The following is a 25619-nucleotide window of genomic DNA, read 5'->3' on the forward strand; positions in this document are numbered from 1 at the left end:
ATTTAACTGCTTCAGTTTAATTTAACCGTAAAGAGAAGAAATTCAGTTAAAAACAGCTAGGAAGTAGTTGCTCATCGACTTTTAAATCGATCCCTGGAAAAAGGCTTTAGATTTGAATAATGACAATTTAAAAATAGAATTATGACATTTGCATTACAAGAAGGAGCGCACAGAAGTTTATTTGAGGTTCTTGCTGCCAGGTTTGAGGAAGGAGGATTTTTTATAATGATGCTTATCCTGATTGTTGGAATTATAGGTTTAATTCTTCTGGCTAGAGGAATCTATTTGGTTCGAAATAGAAACCCGAAAATAGAGAAGACTATTATCCTTATAAACTCTCTGGGACTTTTTGCTTTGGTGCTTGGGGTTTTTGGACAGTTAATTCAACTAATCAATACCCTGGATTATCTCAGTTCCTTTGAGGGAACAACTCCGCGAGATTTCGCCGATGGTTTAAAAACAACCATGCTTCCTACTTTATTCGGAGCCTTTATTTTTCTCTTTACGCGATTGTCTACCATTTTACTTCATTCGATTAAACCCTTTCAGGAAAAAAATGGTAAATCTGTCTTTTCTAAGGAGTCTAATTCATCTACCAATTTTAAATAAGACATATTATGAAAAAATTAATCTTACCATTCATTCTGGTTTTATCGGGATACCTCGTTAATGCTCAGGATAACCAACGAGCTCAAACCCTGGACAGCTTATTTGACATTGTTAATTCAAAAGAGAAGGGAATGGGAAGTATTTCCATTTTCTCTAACGGAAAGGAGTTTTATCAGCGATCCATAGGCTTTTCAGAAGTAGAAAAAAATGTGGAAGCAAATGCGACTACAAAATATAGGATTGGATCTATTACAAAAACCTTTACTGCGGTCGTTATTATGCAACTTATAGAAGAAGATAAGCTGAAATTGGATAGTTATTTGAGTGATTTTTTCCCTGAAGTACCCAACTCAGAAAAAATAACTTTAGAACATTTATTGCGACACGAAAGCGGAATATTTAATGTGACAGATGATGAGGATTTCACCACCTGGATGAAAGAACCACAAACCCGGGAAACTATGCTAAAAAGAATAATTAAAAATGGAACCCTATTTGAACCCGGCGATGAGACTCGCTATTCCAATTCAAACTATTTGTTGCTTTCCTATATAGCTGAAATTATTGAGAAAAAAGATTATGCTGCAATAGTAGAGGATAGAATTATTGATAAGCTTGGTCTAAAAAATACATTTTATGGGAAAGAAATTAACGCTGAAGACAACCAGGCCAGATCTTATGTAAAAACTGAAGGTGCCTGGGAGGTAACCCCGGAGACGGATATGAGTGTGCCAATGGGAGCCGGAGGCCTTGTTTCTACACCTGAAGATCTAAATATTTTTTATTACAATTTGTTTGAGGGAAATCTTGTTTCAAAAGCTTCGCTAGAATCGATGAAAACTACAAATGATGGAACTGGTTTAGGATTAATGAAGTTAAGCTTTAATGATTTTGAGGTCTATGGTCACGGAGGTGGTATAGATGGTTTTTCATCCATTGCGGTCCACTTTCCGAAAGAAAAAATAACGGCTTCATATATCGCCAATGCCTCAGATTATCCCCTTAATAGTATTTTTCTTGAAGCGGTAAAAATCACCCTTGGTTTACCATATCAAATTCCTGATTTCGCACCACCCAAGGCACTTAATCCTGAAGTACTTGAACAATATACGGGAAACTATGGTAGCGACGAATTTCCCATTGATGTTGCAATTTTTCATAAAGAAGGTATAGTATACGTACAGGGAACTGGACAACCACCGGTTCCTCTGGATGCCGCAGGAGAAAATATTTTTAAAGCCGATCAGCTGATGCTTAAACTTACGTTCATCCCTGCAGAAAATAAGATGATGTTGGAACAGGGAGGGAAGATAAATGAGCTTAAAAGAAAGTAGTTTGATCTAGAATAGCTCTATTTCAAGGTTGAGTTATGATGTTTTGAATTTATTGTAACAATAATTCACTGGCTTCATCCAGTATGGCAGTAACGAGCTCTTTTAGATAAGCTTTGGTAGTTTTTACACCCTGATGGCCTAGTGATTCACTTATGATATCTGTTCCTGCACCTTTTTGTTCTAAACAGTTGATAAAACTATGCCTACCGACATAACTCGTAATGTGTTTATCAATTCCTGCGAGACTTGCTAATTCCTTTAGATCTTTATTGAATTTTTTCAGGGTTTTTCTTTTCCTGTCGTTTAATTGGGTAGGAGTGAGCTACTCTCTAAGGATTATTGGAAATATATAGGGTCTTTTATTTCTGCTGTAATAAGGAAGTGGATTATGGAATATATTCGTAAAAATTATCTAATGAACTTCCTCCGGAATAGTTATCTCCTCCTCCAATATATGCTTTACCATGTATTACGAATGAGAAGTGCCAACCTCTTCCTTGAATAATACTATGACTCTCTTCCCAGGAATTAGTATCTGGAGAATAGGACCATGATTTATTAAGTCTGCTGCCGCCTATAGGAGCTCCTCCAGTTAAATAACCTAAGCCATCAATTTGAAATCCTACTGATTCATGATTAGCCATTGGAAAATCTGCAATTTGTTGCCAGGAATCTGAGCCTGGTTTGTAAGACCAGGCATCTGTATCGCCAGTATTGGAGGCGCCTCCTGCTAAATAAGCTACATTATCTATTACAAAAGAGGCCATTCCTGTTCTTCTATTTCCTCCCCAAATATCAAAGGGTAAATCACTTATTTGACTCCATGTATCGGAAGAGGTATTGTATCTATAAAAGTCATTATAACTTACAGGTGTATAAGGTTGCATATCCGTTCCAATTCCTATATAGATATCATTTCCAATAGTGAAATGAGCAGGATAATCCCTTCTTTCCCCCGGAAAAGCAGAACGTTTTGACCAGGTATTGCTATCTACTGAGTATTCCCAAAATTCATTTGAAGAGTTGGAAGTATAATAAAAAATTTCGCTACCATTCGTTTCTAAAATCCCGCTTGCAAATATGCTATGGTCGGGAACACTTGTGTCTATTTTTTTCCAGGTAAAATCTACGGAATTAAATTTCCATAAATAGACGGACTCATCGGCATAATTATCTTTTTCTCTTGCCAGAATATAAGCCACATCATTCACCACTACGGCGTTTTTAGGCCCTCTTCTAAACCGAAACGGAAGGCTGTCCGAAACCATTATCCAATTATCAATGATATTTAATTCAATTGCGTATTCCACGGTGAGGTCTAATAATGTCAATTTAACTATTGCCTTCCTCCTGGGAAATGGGCCTAACGGAATTTTTGTATTTATATTTTCTGGATTTCCGGAAGTTAGATTTACTTCAATATCTTCTATGGTAACCTTATTTTTATTAAGAATAGGGTGGAAATAGTTACCTTCAATGGTGATATCCTGATCTACGTTAACATTTTGAGGAATAAAATTAAGTTCTGGCGGAATCAACTGAAAGTTTTCTTCGTACACCACTTCCTGAAGTTGGGCTACTACCTTTATAGCTTCATTACTACTTTCCAGTTCATCTGGAACCAGGACCTTTAGAGTGTTTTTATCGGCATAAGTTATTGTTGCTTCGATATTTCCAAAATAGACCTTGTTCCTGGATAACTCATAATCAAAATTATTTCCAGTAATGGTTATTTCATCTCTAAATGTTGCATTAAGGGGAGAAACAGAATTTATTTCTGGTGCTGCCAGTTGAAAAGAAGTAGGGTAGGACACATCCTGTAATTGTGTATTTAGCAGAATAGATTCAGAAATACTTTCAATAGTTTTAGGCACTACTACTTTAATATGCTCTCTATCAGATTCAATAACTGTAGATTGCTGGTCACCAAAAAACACTTTATTCCTGGAATTAGCGATATCAAAATGATTCCCTTCAATTAATAAGGTATCCCCTATTAAAGCAACTATCGGGTTAATTGTCTCTATAGTTGGCGCAAAGAGCGTAAAAGAGGAATAAACATCTGCTCTGTTATCAATCCTCACCCGTACATCGTTTATAACATTACTGATAGAGGCAGGAATTCTGAATTTAATTATGCTGTCATTTAAAGAAATTATTTGTCCATTCCTGTTATTCAGTTCCACATTCGTTTCATGGTTCTCATCTTTAAAATAATGCCCGTATATTTCAAGTGTATCAGCAATATGCGCATACTCATGTGAAATAGAATCTATTTGAGGGGCGACACTTCCATCAGCTATAAAACTATCGGAATCTCCATAGAACAAATCGGTTGATGATTTTACAAAAGCTCTGTAATGATATTCAACATTTTCCTCTATTCCACTGGAAAGAAAATATTTTAGCTGGTTATCTGAGGTTGGTTCAGTTATAAGCCTGGATTTATTATTAAAAAGGCTGTCTACAGAATACTCAAATCCTCCTTCTGCAATGTCGTTTCCATTAGACTTATAACTTGCAGTGAAATGTACCCCACCCTTTACTCCTACAGAAGCATCAAAAGAAAGAACTTCGGGATTTGAATTTTGAGGGGTAATTTCTTCATCATCTGAACTACAGGAAAAAAATAAATTGGCCAAAATGGTGAGACAAAGCAGGTAGTTAATTTTGTTCATAGTTTGTTGGTTAGGGGGTCTTGATCAGCACTACGACTTAGAAATATGCATATTAGTGATAAGAATATAAAATTTAAGCAATGGAGGAAATAAGTAAATCGGATGCTAATTTAATATTTTTTTAAGATAAATTATTGCTTTAAGCTTCAGTTTATTCCTTGAATTCTGTTTTTTCTAAGAAATGTATCTAATTTATCCGAATTATTTTAGTTCTTGGTGCAGGTGGTAAAAATTGCTATAAAAAGGGGTGTTTTTTAATCATGTATAAATACGGATGGAAGATTGCTCCCGCCTAATACTATATTTAGGGAATACAATCCCTGAAAAACATTATATCTGGGGAATATATTCCCTAATATGAAGAGTATTAGAAAAAGATTGAAAATCGTTTTGGAACCGGTAGGGCCGTTTTTTAATTTTAAAAATTAAAATTTATCTATACATTTAAACTCATTTTTTTCTAGACTTTTCGTCAATATAAATTCCTATGCCCCAAAAAAATAAATTCCTCTTCCTTTTAATAATTTTATTTCCGTTTATCACTTTCGGCCAATGTCCAGTAGGAAATGTTGTTTTAAATACTCAAAATGATGTAGAAGAATTTATTCAAAATTATAATACCTGCGAGATAATAAACGGTGATTTATTAATTGGAGATGAAGTATCAGATATTTCTGGAATAACTGGAATTAAAAGGGTAGAGGGATCACTAAAAGTGAAATATGCAGATGTCCCAGGGGTTTCTAACTTTGCTTCATTAAATTATGTAGGTGGGGATTTTGAAATTCATAACTGTCGTTCACTTCAGTCAGTTGAAGGAATTAATAACTTACACACCATAAAAGGTGGTTTGTTTATTAGACAAACTTCTGCCATTTTTAAAACTATAAGCGGCTTTGAAGAACTAGAAACAATAGGCGGAAACTTTTATATAAACGAAAATTATAATGGTCTGGAAAAAATAGAAGCCTTTGAAAAATTAGCTCAAGTTGATGGTGCGTTTGTGATACAAAATAATGACTCGTTAAAACGAGTAACAGGTTTTAATTCCTTAATTAAAATAGGAGTCCAATATTCAGTAGAGTCCTTTGATGGCAATTTGAGTATTAGAAATAATGCATCTCTTATTGAAATTAATGGCTTCAATTCTTTACTAGAGGTTGTTAGAGATATTAGTATCCTGGATAATAGATCTTTGAACAAAATAGCAGGTTTTTCAAACTTAAGCCTAGTGAATCGTCATTTCGAAATTGACAGAAATCCCGAATTAGCTGTTATTCCAGCATTCGATAATCTTAAAACAGTAGGGAGTGGGTTATCGCTCATAGATAATGGCTTTACCAGAATTGATAGTTTTAATAATCTTGAAGTAATTGGAAACCTGGACCCATCTTGGGGCAATTTATATATTGGAAGAAATGACCAACTCACTGCTATTTCTGGCTTTAGAAATCTACAAAAACTTTTTGGAGAACTAGGAATTACTAGACATAAAAAATTAACTAACCTTATTGGCTTTAGTAATCTAAAAGCAACTAGATCATTAAATATCCAGATGAATGAATCGTTGGAAAATCTAAATGGATTAGAAAATCTTTTATCAATAGGAGAAATCGGTATAGCGATAAGAAGTAACCCTGTATTGTCAGATTGCTCCGCAATTTGCAATATATTAACGAATGGTACGGTAGATGGAGATATTTCTATTGTAGATAATCCCTCAGCCTGCAGTAGCGTACAGGAAGTGAGGGGAGAATGCATTCCCGATTTTGATAATGACGAAGTGCCAGATGATATAGACCTGGATGATGACAATGATGGGATTCTAGATACGGTAGAACAGAATGGCGATCCTAATAGAGATTCTGACGGCGATGATTTTCCAGACCATATGGATTTAGATAGCGACAATGATGGATGTTATGATGTCACAGAAGCTGGATTTTTAGATGAGAATCAGGATGGGACATTAGGAGACTCGCCCGTTGAAGTTGATGAAAATGGGCTTGTAATAAATACTGGGGATGGTTATACTACACCATTAGATTCTGATAATAATGGTATTCCCGACTTTCAGGAATGGAATACGCTAAGTGCGGGAGAAAATGGAAATATTTCTATTTGTAATATTAATGAACCCATTGATTTGTTTAAGGAATTAACTGGAAACCCAGATGAAGGTGGTATTTGGAACCCAACTTTAGAAAGTGGTAATAGCATTTTTGATGCTACTAAAGATGCTCCAGGCAGTTATACGTATATCGTTAAAAATGGAATTTGCGGGGAAGATTCTGCGATGGTTACTATAGAAATTGAAGAAAAAAATAATGCTGGAGAAAATACCAGTGTTGAAGTTTGTTCGCAGGATGCTCCTTTCAATTTATTTAGTAAAATAAATGGTAATCCTATGGAAGGAGGAACTTTATCCCCACCCTTGGCAAGTGGCACAGAAATATTCGACCCATTTTTGGATTCAGCCAGGATTTACACTTATACGGTTTCAAACAATAGCTGTGAACCTGAATCTAGTGAAATAGTCGTCAATATTGGAGAGACTCCCAGTGCAGGGGAAATTGGAGCTCTTACTATAGGCATACATAGTAATCCTGTTAATTTGTTTGATAGCCTGGGTGGCAATCCAGATCCAGGTGGTGTTTGGAAACCAGAGCTTTCAAATGCTGATGGCATATTTAATCCTTCCTTAGATAATGAAGGTATTTATACATATACGGTAGAGAATACTATTTGCGGTATAACATCTTCGCAAATTCATGTGAATCTTAACACGCTGCCTAATGCCGGCAATAATGCAACTTTAGAAATTTGTAAAGATGTAGCCCCCATCAACTTACTGGAATTAATGTCAGGGAGTCCTGACGAGGGAGGAAATTGGTATCCAGAACTATCCGGAAATTTGTTTGATCCCCAGGTAGATTCAGCTGGAACATATGTTTATACCGTAACCAATGATAATGATCAAACAGATTCATCAGAAGTTACAATTTCTATTATACCAGGGCCCAATGCCGGAGAGAATGGGAACCTTGAAATATGCAAAAATGCTGATGCAGTAGATTTATTTAATAGCTTAAGGGGCAATCCACAGATTAATGGGAAATGGACGCCCAGCTTATCCTCCGGCAATGGAGTGTTTAATCCAGCGATTGATCCTGAGGGGGTATATTCTTATGAAGTTTCTAATACATGTGGGACATCAGTGGCTCATGTTTCCGTAACAAAAACTGATTTTCAACCAATTGAGGATTATGAAATTAGGGTGGAAGAATTTAGTAAGAATAATTTTATTGAGGTCATAATCAATTCAAATTTAACTTTTGAGTACTCATTAGATGGCAGTGCTTTTCAAAATAGTCCGGTTTTTGAAAATTTAACCGGCGGAACGCATTCTCTTACTGCGCGCCAAATTGGTGGATGCGATATTCTTCAAAAGCTTATAACCATTCTGGATTACCCTAAATTCTTTACTCCAAATAATGATGGATATAACGATTTTTGGCAGTTAAAAGGAAATACAGGACCAAGAATTTCTTATATAAATATCTACGATAGATATGGAAAACTTTTAATAAGCATTGACCCTCAAGGCAAAGGCTGGGATGGCACCTTTGATGGAAAAATAATGCCAGAAAATGATTATTGGTTTGAAATTTCAACCGTAAATAACGAATTAAAAACAGGACACTTTACCCTAATTCGATAATTCGGAATAATCCTTTTATCATTTAAGCACAGTTTATTGAAATAAAAATATAGGTAAACTTGAGTAGACCATTTTATACTTAATTATAATCAAAGGAGCCCCCTGTTTCTTGAGCCTGGGTGGGACCACTTTTTGTGGTTTTGTTTCGCCAATGGTGTGGCCGTTTTTCAAAAAACACTGTCTTCAATTTTTTTCCATATCAAATTTAACAGAACTGGAAGATTTAAATTATAGGTGCTTTATGTAATTCCTTAACGGGACTCGGTTAATGTTTAATAAATTTATAAGATTTTGGGGTAAACTGGTTTTAACTATTCTAAAGGTAGAAATAGAGACATTCTTCCAAAAGGAAATTCAGTAAATGAATTAAAAAAAACTTATCCTTATCATCCAATCTCCTTTCAACCCAGCCCCGGGGAAATTATTCCGGTAGTAAGGCATTTGGCAACTAATTCGGTGGTGTTTCGGCAACCGCTTTTTTGCAGCACGTTCCTTCTATGCGTTTTAATGGTGTGAGGGGAGAGGTTTAGTTCTTTCGCGATTTGTTCGGCGTTTAATCCTCGGGATAGTCTACACACTATCAGTTTTTCCTTTTCTGTAAGAAATTCAGAGAAATTGGCATCTGCATTTTCCCCGGGATCGAATTCACCTTTAGAAATAGCTATGTTATAATAAGATTTTCCGCCGTTTATATGAATAAAAGAAACTGTTTTTGTACTGGCTACTTTAAGGTGGGAAACATCGGTTTGAATGCACAATACATGCTCCGGGGTTCCATTTTCTAAAACACTTAATGGGAATGCCTGGTACAACATGGTTCGTGTTTGTTCGCTGGCATCTTTCATTCTATAAGAAAACATATTTTTATAGCTTAACACACTTTCTTTATCAAGAAACGAGGTATAAAAATTATTGATAACCTTACTTTTAAGGCTTATAATTTCCATTTCTTCCGGGATCACGGTTTGCAATAAATCCTGTAGCGTAATATCTCGGGCCTTTTTATTCACAAAACGCTCTACCTAATCAGAAACATATTCCAGCCCAAAATTATGAAGGTTTACAATATATAAATAGGAGTCTCCCGGGGCGAAAATAGTGGCAAATCTTTTAAACTCTTCAGAGATTTCAAACGGCCGATACTCTTTTACCTGGCGGGAATACATCTCCTCCCAGTAATTTGAGATTTTTTCGAAATCCTTTTGCATAAAGTGCGATTGTTTAATCGTATTAAATATAGGAATTTTAAAAGATGCTTAATTATTTATATTAGTCTTTTCAACCTTTCCATGAGAAAATTATGTAAATGAAAAAACCTCCAGGAAAATTCTGAAGGTTTTTGCGCCAAATACTTTTTAATGGTATTAGAAATTAGATACTCATAAATGTTAATCCCCAAATCAAACATTTAAGAAGTTAGCCCTACCAAATCTTCTTTGTGAATCCTAACCCGCTACTACAATTAGTAATTTGACCAGGCTAAGATAGAAACAGAAAATCATTTATAAAATACCACTTTAAAGGTAATTTACTCGATAATTGAGATTTGAAAGTTCTGAGCTTGTTTACTGTGGAGATCTTCTCAATTATTCGTTTAACAATTTATCGGCTGCCAGTACTAAAAACAAGTAATCTGTTGTACCACCGCCTAAAACATATTCGGTTTGTTGCCAAAGGAAAGGCCATTCAAGCAATTCCGGGAAATCGGGTCGAATTAGTGCCGTTCCAGAGCCAATTCCGCCGGGAGTAAAAGAAAAATCACCCCGATTTGTACCGTATGCCTGGGTTAAAGAGCGTGAACCAACCCCCGAAGCGAAAGAAGAAGTATTTACGCCAGGATGCGTCCCCAATACAAAGTTGAGCGCATTCAGCATATATTTCTTCGGAAAAATTTCAGGAAAAGCAGTATGTAAAAAATACTGTTTCATTCCAAAATTCTGAATTCCCCAGCCAGCACCCCAAATATCGGGTGTATAAGGCATTCCGTAGGGAGTTTGCGCTCCTAATTTTTCTACTTCCTGGTAATAATTTTCTACGGAAGCTTTTATTTTATTTCTAAAATTTTCATCCTGAATTTCATCAAAAACGGGTGCGAGAACCCAGCCGGTTTGCGCAATATTTTCACTAAAGATTTCAGTATTTTCTGTTATAAATTCTTGATATTTCGCTTCAGAAGTACTTCTGAAAAGCTCTACACTTAAACTAAGTTTGTGTACGGGATTATCTGTACTGGTATTTTCCCAGGTTTTTTTGGCGATATCCAGAGCATCTTCAGCAAGTTCGCTATTAAAATCTTTTAGTGTTCTATAAGTTGCAGCCAATGCAGCGGCACTTTGCAATTCCCTGCGGGGATTCTCTTCGGTAAACACCCAGCGATCATCGGGTGCTCCTTCCTGGCCTAACGGAATTTCTTTTGAAGTACTGGTTTCTTTATAAATCTCCCCATCAGAATGATTTACGGGGTCTCCCAATAAAACATATTGATCTAACGTGGGAACAATTACCCCGCGATAAAACCTGCCCAAAGATTTATAGCCATTTACAATATGAATGGTACCGTGTTCTATTTGCTGAAGAAAATCGGGTTTTCCATCGGGTTGCAAAATATCGACCGTTTTGGTTTCCTGGTTTATCGTGGTATTATCATAATCTTCCTGAAAAATCTCATAAATATGCGAAAGGCCCTGTATGGTAGAAGCCTGGGATTCTATTCTAAGATCGTAATCTCCGGCATCGTGCCAGCCGCCGGCATCAAGCCCGGGAACGTGCTCGCCGGGTTCAAAACTGGTTAAGGTTTCGGGACCTTGCAGGTATCCATCAAAATGATTGGTATCTATCGGCGCCATCCTCGCATCGTCTAAATGGCAGCGGCCGTGCCAGATTTTGTACCTATCGTTTACCAGCATATGGCACATTTGCACCGGTAAAAAATATTCTAAAGTGGGTTGCCAAACCTCACGTTTATAAACGTTTTTGCTAATTTGAAAAGTTTCAGTGGTATAATCGCCGTATTTTATAATATACATTCCGGGTTCTTCGATTTTGGTAAAATCCAGCTGATAATATTTATACCTAAGAAATTCACCCCATTCCGAAGGATTTTCTGAAATTATTTCGGAAAAACCACCTTCATTATTTACACGTAATAATTTGGCTTTTTTCAGATCGGTATCATTTTGATCGGTTTCTATCACGGCTATTTTTTCCTGAACGGGATGATAACCAACCTGGGAAATTTGAACTACAGGATCGTAGGTATAATCTTCCAACGTATTGGGTGTAATAAGCCATTCAACAGCATTTTTTGTTGCTCCTGAAGGTACCAGTGACCTTACCACAAACCAGCCATTACTATGTTGCGCACGGCCGTCTATTAATTCTAACGTATTTCCTTTTAGGTTTTCTATTTTTAAAGTTTGTCTGGGAGTCCCGGGAGCAATAACCAGTTTTTGACCCGTAGCCATTGGGCTAATTTGATATTCATTTTCATCATCATAGGATCCTGGGCCGTTTGCCTGTCGGTTAAAAAGGCCGAATTCGTTATCCATATAATATGATTTTCCGAAAAGGTAGCCGGGGAAGAATTCGATATTCATACCCACTTTTCCAATCCATTCTTCAGGCAAAGGTTCATCCAGGTCTACCACGATTTTAAAAGATTTTCCCTGCGGAATTATTTTTAGATTATAAGAAAATTCCAAATCGGGATATTCAATAGGATTAAAGCCTGTTCGGTTTTTGGCTTCGTCGGGATAAGCCATTTTTACACTTATTTCATTCTTTTCCCGGTCTACAACACGTTCTCCAACTTTTGGAACCGGTTGCCATTGCCCGGGTGTAGGCTCCAGGCGTAAATCTCCGTTGGTGGCCACCCTAATCCCGTTTTGGATTATTCCAACGCCGCCCTGATGGCTTTCCGGATAAAAATCGTGCGCAAGCATTACGTTAAGACCGCGCATTTCAAGATATTCCTGCTCATTAATTCTTAAGCTGTCTCCCTGGTTTTGGGCAAAAATTGTTGTTATTGAAAAACAAATTAGAAAGGAAAGTAATAGTGATTTCATATTGTTGAAGTTTGGCTATAAACTATAGAGAAAGATTTATAGGTTAGTTGGTAATTTTTAATCTTTATTTTAATCGAAAAGCTATTCTTTTTTTGAAATTAAGGAAAAAACGGAAGAAGAGCTAGAAAAGCGTTTATATTCTGAATATAAGTAGATTATAAGTAGTTAAATATTCATTTTAATAATAAGAGTAAAAAAGAGGAGGCCGTTTAACTTTAACTAACAGCCTCCTTTTTGTATCAGTAATTTATTTTTCGTTCAGGAGTTCATTTGTGGCATTAACAAGAAAAATATAGCTTGCTCCAATATCTACTATATATTCATTTTCGCCCCAGAAAAAAGGCCAGTTTTCCTTATTCTCCGGAAAATCAGGATTCATCAACAAAATGCCCGGTACAATTCCTCCCGCAATAAAGCTGAAGTCTGCCCGGTTACTCCCATAGGCAACTTTTTTAGTTTTTGTCCCTACTCCCGAAACAAAAGAGAGATTAGAATGCGGATGTCTTCCAAAAATATAATGTAATCCCTTAAATACATGTTCTTTGTCTACCAGGTCTGGATATAATTTATGCGCCCTGTAATTTGCGATGGCAAAATCAATAATCCCGTGATTTCCACCCCAACCCGGTCTGCGGAACATAGGCACCCCGTAAGGATTGTCTTTTTCTAACTGGTCAATTTCGTCAACATATTTTTGAACATAAGTTTTCAGTTTTTTATTGAATTTCCCGTCCATATGAGGCGCAGCGTGTAAGGCTATATCAATAGTTCTATCCAAACTTTCATCCATCGCTTCCCAGATTTTAGACTCAAAAGCTTTAGCATATTTTGCCTCTTTAGTTGTTACATAAAGCTGCATAGAAGCATTCATTTCACTAAGTTTGAGAAAACGTGCAAAATAGCCGGAAGACGAGTCTTGCGAGGGCATATTTTCATTTTCCTGCCAAAGTTTTTTTGCTAATACGAGGCATTCTTCAGACAGGGAAGGATTGTAATCTTTCAAAGCACGACTTGCTGCAGCTAATGCACCGGCGGTGCGGTAATCGAGGTAAGGAGAACGTTCAGAAAATACCCATCTGTCATCTAAAACACCGCTGGACACTCCATCGCTTTCAAACGGCTCCAAATCTGGATTGTAGGGCAGGTTATCAGTTTCTGTAGAGGCATCACCAAGATGATGATACTGGTGAAGGTTAGGAACTATTATCCCGCGAACCGGGTGTCCAATACTATTAATTTGTGCTACCAGATTCAGGGTTCCGTGTTCGATTTGCTGCAGGATATCTATTTTTCCATCAGGTCGATGAATATCAACATATCGATTTTCCTGATTGATATAGGTGTGATCGCGTTCCAGCCCAAACTCTTCCCAGGATGCCACAAGATCAGTAATGGTAAGGCAATGTGTGCCGGTTTGGATGTCGTAGTCTCCTGCGTCAAACCATCCACCTACATCCAGGCCGGGAATGTGTTCATAAGGTTCAAATTTAGTATCTGTAGATGATCCCATACTATACCCGTCAAAATGTTCCTGATCAAGCGGAGCTTGTAAAGCATCATCCATAAAAGGTCTTCCGTGCCAGGTGCGGTAGGCTTCATTCACCTTCATATGGTCCATTTGCACCGGGAAGAAAACATCAAGGGTAGGATGCCAGGCCGTTTTGTACACCTGGTCACTTATAGGGAAGGTATTTGTTATTTGATCTCCATATTTAATATAATATATTCCCGTTTCTGTAATATCTGAAAAATCAAATTGAACATAGTTATATCTAAAATGTTCCCCCCATACATCAATTTTATTGTTTGCCTTTTCAATCGTGTTTCCTTCCGGCGTTACCTGATATAAGGAGGCACTTTGTGATGGACTGTCATTTTTATCTAATTCTATAATCGCAACCTTTTTTTGCTTTGGATGATAGCCTATTTGAGAGAATCCAATATTGGGTTCACGTGTCCAGTTGGAAACGGTATTGGCTTCCAGATGCCACTCCAAAACCTTTCCGGTTTTATTCGCCGGCAGTATACTGCGGGTAACAAACCAGCCATTTTGGGCAAGGCTTCTTCCATCAAATAAAGAGATTTCAGTTTCTGAAGTAATTTTTACGTGGTGGTAAGGATCTTCGGGAGCCAGGATGATTGTGTTACCACTGGCAAGGGGTTGCGGCTCTATAAATTCTTCTTCCCCCCGGTTGTCCAAAGTAGAATGACCGGCAAACTGAGGTATTTTTTCGCTTATTGGTTTTATACGGGTGTTCCCAGATGGATAAAGTGGAAATATACCAGGGTTCCCGTTTACCAGATACGTTTTTTCAAAATAAGCAGCCGGTAAAAATTCTAAATTAAATCCTGCTTTCCCTTGCAAATTTTCAGGAAGAGGTTTATCGAGATGAACAGAAATATTTACTCCTTTTCCTTCGGCTTTGACGATGATTTTTGATGTGAAATCCAGTTGTTCATACCGGGTAGTTACCTCTATAGTATTTGAAGCCCGATCTACCGTACGTTCTACAAGTGAAGGCACTAGATCCCATTGTTCCGGGGTGTTTTGTAATCTTACGGCACCTCCGGTACTACTCCTCATTCCGTGGTGAATAAGTTCAATTCCTGCGTTCTTCTCATCAAAAAAGAATCCGTTATACTCGTTGCTAAAAACGAGAACGTTGAGCCCCTGGGTTTCAAAATATTCTTTTTCATTAAGGTTGAGTTGGGCAAAAATTTGACCTGTACCTAACGTGAAAAAAACAATTAGCACCCAATTCCAATTTGGTAATTTTTTACGCATAATTATATATTTTTTATAAATGTAAAAAATAATTGTTAAAAACACACTTTATTATTTTCCAGGGAATTAAATGAAAAAAGATTAATTATTTTAATGTTGGGATAAATAAAAAGAATAGGTTCTAATTCTGAAAAAGTTAATATAGTCGAATGACATATTATTGAAGGAATTATTCAGCATTTATATAAAGATGGAATAAGCTAAATTAATGGTTTTGTGAGCTTAAATCCCGAAGAAGTTGAATAAATCTGATTTTTTAATGTGCTTTTCTATTTAAAAACAGAGGGCTTCTGAAGAGGAATAAATTTACTTTGAATTCCCCCTGGAAGTTAATATAACGCCGAGGAAAACTACGCTAAGTCCAACGATATCCATAATCTTAATTGTATCACCAAAAGCCAACCAGGCCATTAGCATAGTTATTGGTGGCCCCAGGTAAAACAAACTTGCTACTCGAGTAGCGTCAAGCCGCTCGATTAAACGCCACATGAGAATATAAGCTCCGAGAGACACGGCTAAAATTAGCCATATCATTGAGAAAGTAAATTCAGGTACCCATTCTGCAGCTACATTTTCTATAAAAATCGCCGGAAAAGCCAAAGCCAGCGCAGTAGCAAAGCTTTGATAAAAGAGGGTTTGGTCTAGAGGTAGTTTTTCGTTTTTATCATTTATTTCCATTCTGCGCTGAATTAGAGTAGCAATGGTAATTCCTATAACAGACCCTAAAGGAATTAGATAACCGAAAATTGAGCTGGAGTTGCTAAAATCTATTCGAAACGCTACAGTGAGGACCACACCTATAAAGCCTAGTATTAAGCCCCACCATTGGTATGTATTTGTTTTTTCATTGGTAACATAACCGGAAAGAGCGCCAGTGGCAAGAGGCTGCAAGGCCACAATGAGAGCAACAATTCCTGCCGGAACATCCTCAGCAAGGGCTAGTAAAACGCAAGTAAGCCATACCCCATGCGCCAGGAAACCAATGAGCATATTTAATGAAGCCGCTCTAAAACCTACCCAATTCAATCTTTTTCTTATAGCCAGGTATAGAACCAGTAATACAGTTACTGCAAGGTATCGAAGGAAAATTAACGTAAATGGTCCGGTATAGGGAAGCCCGTATTCAGCACCTATAAAGCCGGAGTTCCATAATAAAACAAAGCCTACAATTAATAAAATTGTACTTCTTTTCATAATAGCTATTTTCCAATCACCTGCTGAGCTTATTCCATGTTTGAAAATACACAGTTATTAAATAACCCACAATAGTAACAGGGAGGCGTTTAGTACCTCCCTTAATGCTAAATTTCCTCAACAAATTCTAAAAAGACTTTTTTATGAAGCTCAAGATCCAGATCTGGCGATACAGATACCCTGGCAATATAATCTTTGTCGTCTTCCTTGGTTGTTCCCTGGGTAGATGTTGCAGGAATGGTCCAGTAACATCCCTTTAACTGGCCATAACTCACACAATATTTGCTTTCGTTAGGGATTTTACTAATCATCATATTAATTAGTTTTAGATTTAATTCCCGTTTATAAGCTTCCCTCTCTTCATCGGTATTTCCTTTCGTTGGAAGATCTAAGGAAAATACAGATGGTGTAAATCCTTGCGTAGCTAATTCTTCTGAAACAAAGTTGATTTTCGCCTCTGGTAAAGTCTCCCTGATAAAGTTTACAAATTCACGTGTATTCTTATAGGCATCAGCAATTCTTTGGTTCATTGAAGGTAATTGCCCGGCCAGTATTTCAATTTGAAGGGCTGTAGCTTCATTATCACACAGTACAAGATGTTTATCTATTTTGCTTAATAAATTTTCAGCTTTTTGGTTAGCTACACAATAACCGGCCGTACATTTCCCGCCACTTGGAAATTTTGATCCACTAACGTATGAAATGCTTTTTATAGATGATAATATTCCATCTTCAGCTAAGAATTGTACGTTAGGACAAAATGTTTGATCTAAAATAAAAACAGGATCAATAGCAGCTTCTCCACTCGCAGTTTTACGCTTTTTACTTAAAGCCTCTTTTAATTTTTCCAGGTCAGGAACTTCAACTCGAGGATTGGTTGGGATTTCAGCAATAATGTAAGGCACCGCATCATCTTTAGCAACCTGGTCTAAAACCATATCAGTACTTTGAACCATATCATTATCACCGTCTACCGGTAAATCCACAATTTCTACATTATCCAGGCTTGCAGCAACCCGTCGCGCCTGGTCGTTTGTGCCACCATAGCAATTAGGCGGGACTACAATCTTGATAGCCTTTCCCGGATGTTTTTCCAGAGCCTCGTCAATAAGGCCCATCATAATCGCATATTGCACCGAAAGTCCGCAAGAGCCAAGTAGCGCATTTGAATTTGTAGCCGTAATCTTTTTAATTGAATCTATTACACTTGCTTTGTTGGTGTCAATATTATTTTTCTCAGGAAAAGAAGAAGGTTTTCCTGTTAACAGCTTCAAAGCAGAAAAAGAATCTGCTGGGGTCATAGCAATACTTTCTCTTCTTCTCACGTGCTGAATTTCGGAGATATAACGCTCATTTTTTTCGCCATTAACTAATAGAATACTTCCAAGCTTAGGGTAAACACTAACCCAAAAATCAATATTTGGGTTGAGGTTAACTTTGCCAATTTCCCCTTCCTGTGAAATAAATATAGTACTGCCATTAAACTCAGTAATCTCTTCAGGCTTCTCAACCTGTTTTAATTCAAAATTATATCCGTACACTCTTTTTAGGGCTTCAGCATCAAAATATTCCGGTAACGAACCGCTATAAATAATTTGCGTATTTTTCTTATCGAAGAGATTTTTTCTCAAAATTGCTAAAACAGGAATCGTCCTTGAAGAAAAACTTATTATATTTTCCGACTTTAGATCATTTAATTTAGCAATTCCCCATTCCAGTACAGAAGATAATGGATGGCCTAATCTAATATAATCGAAAGCGGTAGGGAGTTCCTTGAGTGCTGATGTTTCAGAATTATTGGCAGCAAATAACTTTTCAAATTTCTCAACGAATTCAGTTTTCGCCAATTTTTCATTATAAATATCCAATCGATGAGTGGTTAGTTTCAGCCAGTCATTGGGTATATTTTCAATTATATCGTCAATATAATTTAGTACTTTTTGCTCTTTCATAACTTAACTTTTAGATAAGTTGGTAATATAAACTGCTTAGAACAATTTTAAAAGTAAAAGCGATCGATTTCTTTGAAGGTATAATTCTTTTTTTCACTTATTCCTTCAAAAAAATTCCATATTATTTATTAGTTTCCTTTGCCCTCTTTTCTTTATACAAAAGCATAAAATCTACCTTTAAAATTAATCATGTCAATTTGCAGTAATAGAGAGGTTCAAAGTTTATTCAACTTTCTGAAACTTTTTATAATAATCCTCGATTTCGGTAATTCTTAAATTCTGGTGTACCAGGATTTGATTTTTAAATTCCAGGCTTTCATCTTTTTTAATGGCTATTGGGTCTCGCCCGGGAAAAGCCATATTTTGCATGCTGCGACTTTTTCTTAAAATCCAACCCTGGTAATTTGGTAAATCCTCGGGTTTGCCCATAATCACAATTCCGGTTATTTCACCTGAATTATCAAAATTGCCTTCTATGTTCATCCACGGTCCGGCCTTTACCGGTAAGTTTTGCGGATTAACTATACCGTCTCTGGATTCAAAAACCACATCTCCAGGTAGTTTTAACCTAGGCGAAAACCCACCGTAACCTTTGGCATCTTGAGATCCTCCAATAGAAACGCCATCTTTTAAAGCCGTAAGTCTAATTTTAAAAGTCAGCGCATAGGTTTTCGGGTTAAATCGCTCGTAAATAAGCTCCAGGTTTTCTTTTAAAACAGGGTTTTTATCTGTTTCACCAAACCAGTGAATTTCCGCTTTTAAAACTGCTGTTTTCTCTTTGATTGTGGTTTCGGTTACTTCAGCCTGCCAGGAAATACCTTCACTTAACCAGGGATCTCCCACGCGTTTCCCTTCAGCATATAATTGATGCCACGACCAGAAAATGCCATGATGATGTAAGTGATCTTCAGGAAAATCTTCAGTAATAATTTCACTGTTATTGTTATATAAAGGGTGAACATAGTTTGCCCGGGCATATTTACCATCGAGACTTTTGCTTTTTTCCTGATAAAAATATCGAGGTTTTTCATCTTCCAGTAGGAGCACTCCTTCTTTATCCTTTTGAAATTCCAGTTCCTGAGAAAATAATTGGTGTTGCAGGCTTAGTAAAACCAATGTGCAAAAAGCCTTTTTAATAAGAGGAAATTGGTGCATACTGGAAAATTACTAAAATCCTGTGTATTTTAAATTTAGTTATGCCCCATATTATTTAGTAATTTCCGTTTTTTACTAAACTATGCGTTTACTTGCTTTCTTTTTGTTTTTCAGCTTCAGCCTGTTTGCGCAGGAATTGCCGCCAATCACCAATTTTGATCCCGGAATTTACAATGCCGGTAACCAAAACTGGATGATGGCGCAGGCCGAAAATAATCATATTTACATAGCCAATAACCTGGGATTGTTAAGTTATAATGGCGAACATTGGGATTTGCATAAAGTGCCAAATGCCAGTGCCGTTCGTTCTGTTTTAGCTAAAGATAAAAGAATCTATACCGGGTCTTATATGGACTTTGGTTTTTGGAAGGCAGACGAAAAAGGGGAACTTAATTATACCAGCTTAAGAAATCTTTCTGAAGAGAAAATCCTGGATGGAGAACAATTCTGGCATATTGAAGCGCTGGAAGAATATATTATTTTTCAAAGTTTACGCCGTCTTTATAGCTATAACAGGGAAACCGATGAGATTAATACCATAAATGCGGGTAATATTATTTCCAATTTATTTAAGGTTAATAATAAACTCTATTACCAGGTTGCGGAAGACGGACTTTACACCATAGAGAATGGCAGGATTGCGCAGGTAATTTCTAATACCAAAATTAAGGATAAACCCATTGTTGGCCTTTTTTCTTTTGAAGATAATAAAATGCTTGCCGTTACCCGGGACGACGGGCTTTTTACTATAGAGGGATCTAATTGGCAGCCTTTTCAGTTTGAAGATTATCCTTTAGATGAAAGTATTTTTACTGCGAAATTAATCGAGGACCAAACCCTTGTTTTAGGAACCATTGGTAATGGTTTGCACGTTTATAACCTGGAAACCTCAGAAAATTATCAGTTACTGCAACCTGTAATTAACAACAATACGGTTTTATCGATTTTAGAAGATAAAGCGGGAAATATTTGGGGCGGGCTCGATAATGGACTTGTGCTAATTAATCGTAAAAGTCCGTTTAGATTGTTTACAGATATTTCCGGAAAAGTGGGTACGGTATATTGCAGTTATCAATTTCAAGATAATTTGTATTTGGGGACCAATCAAGGCTTATATGTTAAAACCGGCGTATTTAATGATTATGAACTTATTCCCGGCACTAGCGGGCAGGTTTGGAGTATTAATGAAATAAAAGGAAAACTTTACGCTGGGCATGATCGCGGTATTTTTGCCATTGAGGATAATAGCGCAATCCAAATTTCTGATGGTCCCGGGGTTTGGGAAATTAGAGGATTTAAAGACGGATTGCTTCAGGGGCATTACGACGGAATTAGTTTTTGGGAAGAAGGAAATGTAAAAAACGATCCCGTTTATTTAGCAAATTTCGATCTTTCTTCAAGGAATCTGGTGGTAGAGAACGATTCCACTCTCTGGGTGGGTCACGATCACAAAGGAGTTTTTAAGTTGAAAATTAATTCTGAAGTTAGTGAGGTTTTAAGCGAGGAAAATTACAGCGTTTCTTATGAGGGTGGGATGGGACTTAAAGTTTTTCAGTTTAACGATTCTATTTATTATTCTACTGAAGATGAAATTTACAAGTATGATCCCCAAACTGATACATTTAACCCTGAAAATGAATTAAATAATCTAATTAAAGAACAAAGAATAAGCGGAATTTCCCATGTTTTACCCGATAATACCTGGTGGGGATTTGGTGAAGACAACCTCTTATATGTTACCCGGGATGCTTTTCAAGACAGGTTAAGCGCAAAATCGGCAGCCATTCCTTTAGAATACAGGAGTATTGCTAAAGGTTTTGAAAATATTTCCCTAATTGGGGAAAGTGAATATCTGGTGGGATCTAACGTGGGCTATACTATTTTTTCTACGCCCTTAGAGCTGCCTTCTATGGAAGATCTTTATATCAACAAAGTTTCTACCGCTGCTTTAGAAGAAGATTTTAAAAGTCATAGTTTAAATCTTGATCAATTAGAATTACCAAACTCGGTTAATAATATCAATTTTGAATTTAGTATTCCTGCATATTCCAAACTTGCAAAACCGGTTTACAGTTATAGAATTAAAGGGTTTAGTACTGGTTGGAGCAATTGGCAACGCAACGGGAGTGCAACTTTTGAAAATCTTCCCGCCGGCGATTATGTTTTTGAAGTTCGTGGAAAATATAACAACAATATAAGTGATATAGCGGCTTATGCCTTTACTATTGCTTTACCGTGGTATGCCACTACTGTGGCAATAATTGTTTATGTTTTACTTTTCTTGTTGCTTATTTTTATACTGCATAAAATTTATACAGGGTATTACAGGAAACAGCGCCAAAGATTATTAGAGAAAAATAAAAAGAAACTCGAAATAAGGCAATTAGAATCGCAGCAGGAAATTATTACACTTCAAAACCAGAAACTGGAATCTGATGTAGCTTCTAAAAACCGGGAATTAGCAGCCTCTACAATGAATATTATTAAAAAGAATGAATTTCTTATTCAGCTTAAAAACAAACTGACCGGAGCTAATGAGAAAGAAGATATTCAGGAAGTGATTTCCATTATCAATAAAAATATTGCTGAAAAGGATAACTGGAAACTATTTAAAGAAGCTTTTGATAATGCCGACAAAGATTTTCTGCAATCGGTAAAGAAGGAACATCCAAACCTTACTTCAAACGATCTTAAACTTTGTGCTTATTTAAGGCTTAATTTATCTTCAAAAGAGATCGCTCCCCTGCTAAATATTTCGGTGCGAAGTGTGGAAATAAAGCGATATCGTTTGCGTAAGAAAATGAATTTAGAGCATGATCAGGGTTTAGTAGAGTACATCCTTAAGTTTTAGCGCCTTTACAATACCTTCATTTCCCTCAACATTACCACAACATTCTCCCTAAATGCCAGAAAATCAATATTTAGCTTAAAATAATTGTAATCTGCTTATTCTTCTATTTCAGCGGGTTGTGGATGCATATTTCTCAAAAATTACCTCATAATTTTTCCTGTATACTATTTGTAAGGGTGATTAATTATTGCTGTTAATGCTTTCTTAATACATTGATTTCCGAATTTAAATCATCAACAAATGAATAAAATACTCGTACTAATTTTGTTTTGTATAGGAACCTTTTCCTTGCAGGCACAAACCTTTTCTGTTTCGGGAATGGTAGATGAAGCTGATACCGGACTTCCACTACCGGGAGTAAACATTATTGTAAAGAATACTTCAAATGGAGTGGTAACCGATTTTGATGGGAATTACATCATTAATGAGGTTTCAGCCGGAGACGTTTTGGTCTTTTCTTACGTAGGCTTTCTTCCTCAGGAAGTTAGCGTAGGGGAAAATCAAACAGAAATTAATGTTAGTTTAAAAACAGATGCTGCCGCTTTAGATGAAGTAGTGGTAATTGGTTATGGAACGCAACAGCGAAAGGATATTACCGGTGCTGTTTCTGTAGTTTCCAATGAAACTATTGAAGAGCTTAACCCTATTAAAATAGAACAGGCCCTGCAGGGTACTGCAGCCGGGGTTAATGTTACACCATCTTCGGGAGCACCGGGAGCAGGAATTAATGTAAATATTCGCGGTATCGCTTCTAATAGTGAAAACGGGCCGCTTATTCTTATAGACGGTTACCAGGGTGATTTAAACACTATTAACCCTAACGATATTGAATCTATTTCTATCCTTAAAGATGCACAGGCTGCTATTTATGGTATTGCCGGTGCTAATGGGGTGGTTTTGGTAACTACCAAATCGGGTAAAAAGAATACCGCTCCTTCCATACAGTATGACGCCTACATAGGAATGCAGGAAACTTCTAGAAAACTTCCTTTGCTTAATGCTACAGAATACGGTTTACTTTTAAATGAAAGCTACGCCAACAATGGCCAGGCTTTGCCTTATCCTAATGTTAGTGAATTAGGCAGGGGAACTAATTTCCAGGATGAAGTTTTCGACACTTCTCCAATTATGAGCCACAACCTTACTCTTAACGGGGGTTCAGAAAAAGTAACCTATTCTTTTGGGGTTTCGCATCTTGACCAGGAAGGAATAATTGGTGCTGAAAAATCTGATTTTCAAAGAAGTACCGCCAGGTTTAATATTGGGGTAGATATTTCAGATGAATTTACATTTACCGCCAATTCAATTTATACTAATTTAAATAGAAGGTCTATTAACGAAAACGGTTTGGGTTCTGTTCTATTTAACGCCTTAAACATTCCTCCAACTTTTGGCCGTGACCAGGAAGATCTTGAAGGTAGATTGGGGAACGAGATTATAAACCCGCTTTCCCAGGTTGAAAATACATTTAATGACTACAATCTTAATAAATTCAACGGTTCTTTCAGCTTAGATTATACGCCGATAGAAGAATTGACTTTCACGTCCAGAATTGGTTACAGTCTTGCTAATTCAAAAGGAAAAGATTTCGCGCCAATTATAGATTATGGACCGGGAAAAGTATTTAATAATGTTCGTAGCACGGTAAACCAAAACCGAATTAACGATAATTCTTATACATACGATCTTTTTGGAACTTACGAAAACACTTTTAACGACATACATCATTTAACGGGAACTGCCGGGATGACGGTAATTAGAGACTGGGGAGATGGTTTATATGCCACCGGTTATGATGTTCCAAATAATTCGTGGGATTTTGCCGATATCAGCCTAACCACGGGAACAAACGATGGTTTAAACAATAGCGCTTATAAATACGATATCAGGAAACTGTCTTTCTTCGGAAGGCTGCAATACGATTTTCAAGGGAAATATTTGGTTTCAGGGATGTTTCGTAGAGATGCTTCTACAAGATTTGGCCCTGGAAACCGCGTAGGTTATTTCCCGTCCGCAACTGCCGGTTGGATTCTTTCTGAAGAAGATTTCTTAGAAGATTCTAATGTGATTTCTTTCTTAAAATTAAGAGGAAGTTTTGGTATCCTTGGAAATGATATAGCCGATCGTGAGGTTAATCAGTTTTACCGATCATTGTTAGATGGTGAGGCCACCTATGTGTTAGGAGGGGAATTGGTAAACGGAACCGCTTCGGGCCGAATCGCCAATCCAGCTTCAGGCTGGGAGCAAGCTGAAAAATCCAATGTTGGTATAGATCTTAGGCTATTAAACAATAGGATAGATATTACAGCCGATGTATTTAGAGAAGATCGTAAAGACCTTTTAGTTGCCGGTATTCCTGTTTCGGGGATTTTTGGCGGGGGTGCACCGGGCTCTGGCGCACCAACTATAAATGCGGGAACTACCCGAAATGAAGGTTTTGAATTCGCGATTAATTATAAAGAAAATTTTGGCGACGATATTCGAGTTGGAATTGGTTACAACGCTACTTTCTTAAGAAATGAAGTAACCGAAGTAAACGGGACAGAGTTTCTTCTAGGTGGACAGTTTGGTGTGGGACAACCGCAACCGTCACGTTTTCAGGAAGGTTTCCCAATTGGTTATTTCTACGGATATGAAACCGATGGGATTTTCCAAAATCAGGCAGAAGTAGATGCACATCCTTCACAGGAAACTTTGGGTGCGGCAGCTTCTCCCGGCGATATTCGTTATGTAGATACCAATGGTGACGGAGTGATAAATGTAGATGACCGTACTAATATTGGCGACCCAATTCCTACTGCTACAATGGGTATAAATCTTAATTTCAACTATAAAAATTTCGATTTCACGGCTTATACCTACGCTTCTTTAGGAAACGATATGGTAAGAAATTACGAGCGTAATCAGCCAAATGTAAACCGTCACGCTTACTATCTGGAAAGATGGACCGGGCCGGGAACAAGCAATGAAGTTCCGCGTGTAACAACAGGTGCAACTTCTAATGTGGCTTTTTCAGAATTTTATGTGGAAGATGCTTCTTATGCAAGAATCCAGAATGTTCAGTTAGGGTATAGTCTTCCCGAAACATTTTTGGATAGAGCAGGAATTAACCGATTAAGAATTTACGCTTCGGTGCAAAACCTGTACACTTTTACCAATTACAAAGGTTTTGATCCTTCTGCCTCAACAGGTGAAGCTATTGGTGGCGGAATTGACTACGGGTTTTATCCCGTACCCAGAATTTTCCTTGCAGGATTAAACCTTAACTTTTAAAAA

Annotated in this window: 13 protein-coding genes and 1 pseudogene; 5 read left to right on the forward strand and 9 right to left on the reverse strand. The window is 37.0% G+C overall.

What is annotated here, in order from left to right; all coding sequences use genetic code 11:
* Positions 1-141: 141 nt before the first annotated feature.
* A complete protein-coding gene (locus tag B5488_RS11990; protein WP_079735478.1) occupies positions 142-609 on the forward strand; it encodes a MotA/TolQ/ExbB proton channel family protein in 468 nt (155 codons plus the stop codon).
* 8 nt (positions 610-617) lie between these two features.
* Complete coding sequence (locus B5488_RS11995; RefSeq protein WP_079735479.1) at positions 618-1943, forward strand: serine hydrolase domain-containing protein; 1326 nt, start codon at positions 618-620, stop codon at positions 1941-1943.
* A gap of 49 nt (positions 1944-1992) precedes the next feature.
* On the opposite strand, the pseudogene B5488_RS18410 reads toward B5488_RS11995, so the two are convergent.
* Both B5488_RS18410 and B5488_RS12005 read right to left on the reverse strand, forming a co-directional pair.
* Positions 1993-2232: pseudogene (locus B5488_RS18410) on the reverse strand (tyrosine-type recombinase/integrase); the annotation flags it as partial.
* 97 nt (positions 2233-2329) lie between these two features.
* A complete protein-coding gene (locus tag B5488_RS12005) occupies positions 2330-4621 on the reverse strand; it encodes an IPT/TIG domain-containing protein (RefSeq protein WP_079735480.1) in 2292 nt (763 codons plus the stop codon).
* Positions 4622-5108: 487 nt separating this feature from the next.
* On the opposite strand from B5488_RS12005, the gene B5488_RS12010 reads away from it, so the two are divergent.
* On the forward strand, positions 5109-8342 hold the full coding sequence (locus B5488_RS12010; protein ID WP_079735481.1) for a T9SS type B sorting domain-containing protein: 3234 nt from the start codon (positions 5109-5111) through the stop codon (positions 8340-8342).
* Between the two features lie 401 nt (positions 8343-8743).
* On the opposite strand, the gene B5488_RS12015 is transcribed toward B5488_RS12010, so the two are convergent.
* From B5488_RS12015 to B5488_RS12045, 7 genes are all read right to left on the reverse strand, one after another.
* Positions 8744-9352 carry a response regulator transcription factor gene (locus tag B5488_RS12015; RefSeq protein ID WP_079735482.1) on the reverse strand — a complete coding sequence of 203 codons (609 nt, stop codon included), beginning with the start codon at positions 9350-9352 and terminating at the stop codon, positions 8744-8746.
* Positions 9353-9364: 12 nt separating this feature from the next.
* The gene (locus tag B5488_RS12020) at positions 9365-9550 is read right to left on the reverse strand and encodes a hypothetical protein (protein WP_079735483.1); all 186 of its coding nucleotides are present in this window, start codon (positions 9548-9550) and stop codon (positions 9365-9367) included.
* Between the two features lie 378 nt (positions 9551-9928).
* Complete coding sequence (locus tag B5488_RS12025; protein WP_079735484.1) at positions 9929-12406, reverse strand: glycoside hydrolase family 9 protein; 2478 nt, start codon at positions 12404-12406, stop codon at positions 9929-9931.
* Positions 12407-12653: 247 nt separating this feature from the next.
* Positions 12654-15191, reverse strand: a complete 2538-nt coding sequence (locus B5488_RS12030; RefSeq protein ID WP_079736606.1) for a glycoside hydrolase family 9 protein — start codon at positions 15189-15191, stop codon at positions 12654-12656.
* A 306-nt stretch (positions 15192-15497) separates the two neighbouring features.
* A complete protein-coding gene (locus tag B5488_RS12035) occupies positions 15498-16385 on the reverse strand; it encodes a DMT family transporter (RefSeq protein WP_079735485.1) in 888 nt (295 codons plus the stop codon).
* Positions 16386-16492: 107 nt separating this feature from the next.
* Positions 16493-18337, reverse strand: coding sequence for a PLP-dependent aminotransferase family protein (locus tag B5488_RS12040; RefSeq protein ID WP_079735486.1), 1845 nt, complete (start codon positions 18335-18337; stop codon positions 16493-16495).
* 222 nt (positions 18338-18559) lie between these two features.
* Positions 18560-19492: a DUF6807 family protein gene (locus tag B5488_RS12045; RefSeq protein ID WP_079735487.1), complete on the reverse strand. Its 933-nt coding sequence runs from the start codon at positions 19490-19492 to the stop codon at positions 18560-18562.
* An 82-nt stretch (positions 19493-19574) separates the two neighbouring features.
* On the opposite strand from B5488_RS12045, the gene B5488_RS12050 reads away from it, so the two are divergent.
* A complete protein-coding gene (locus tag B5488_RS12050; protein ID WP_079735488.1) occupies positions 19575-22343 on the forward strand; it encodes a helix-turn-helix and ligand-binding sensor domain-containing protein in 2769 nt (922 codons plus the stop codon).
* Positions 22344-22583: 240 nt separating this feature from the next.
* Positions 22584-25616: a SusC/RagA family TonB-linked outer membrane protein gene (locus B5488_RS12055; protein ID WP_079735489.1), complete on the forward strand. Its 3033-nt coding sequence runs from the start codon at positions 22584-22586 to the stop codon at positions 25614-25616.
* The last annotated feature ends 3 nt before the right edge of the window (positions 25617-25619 follow it).

It is taken from the genome of Salegentibacter salegens, from assembly GCF_900142975.1.
Classification (GTDB): Bacteria; Bacteroidota; Bacteroidia; order Flavobacteriales; family Flavobacteriaceae; genus Salegentibacter; species Salegentibacter salegens.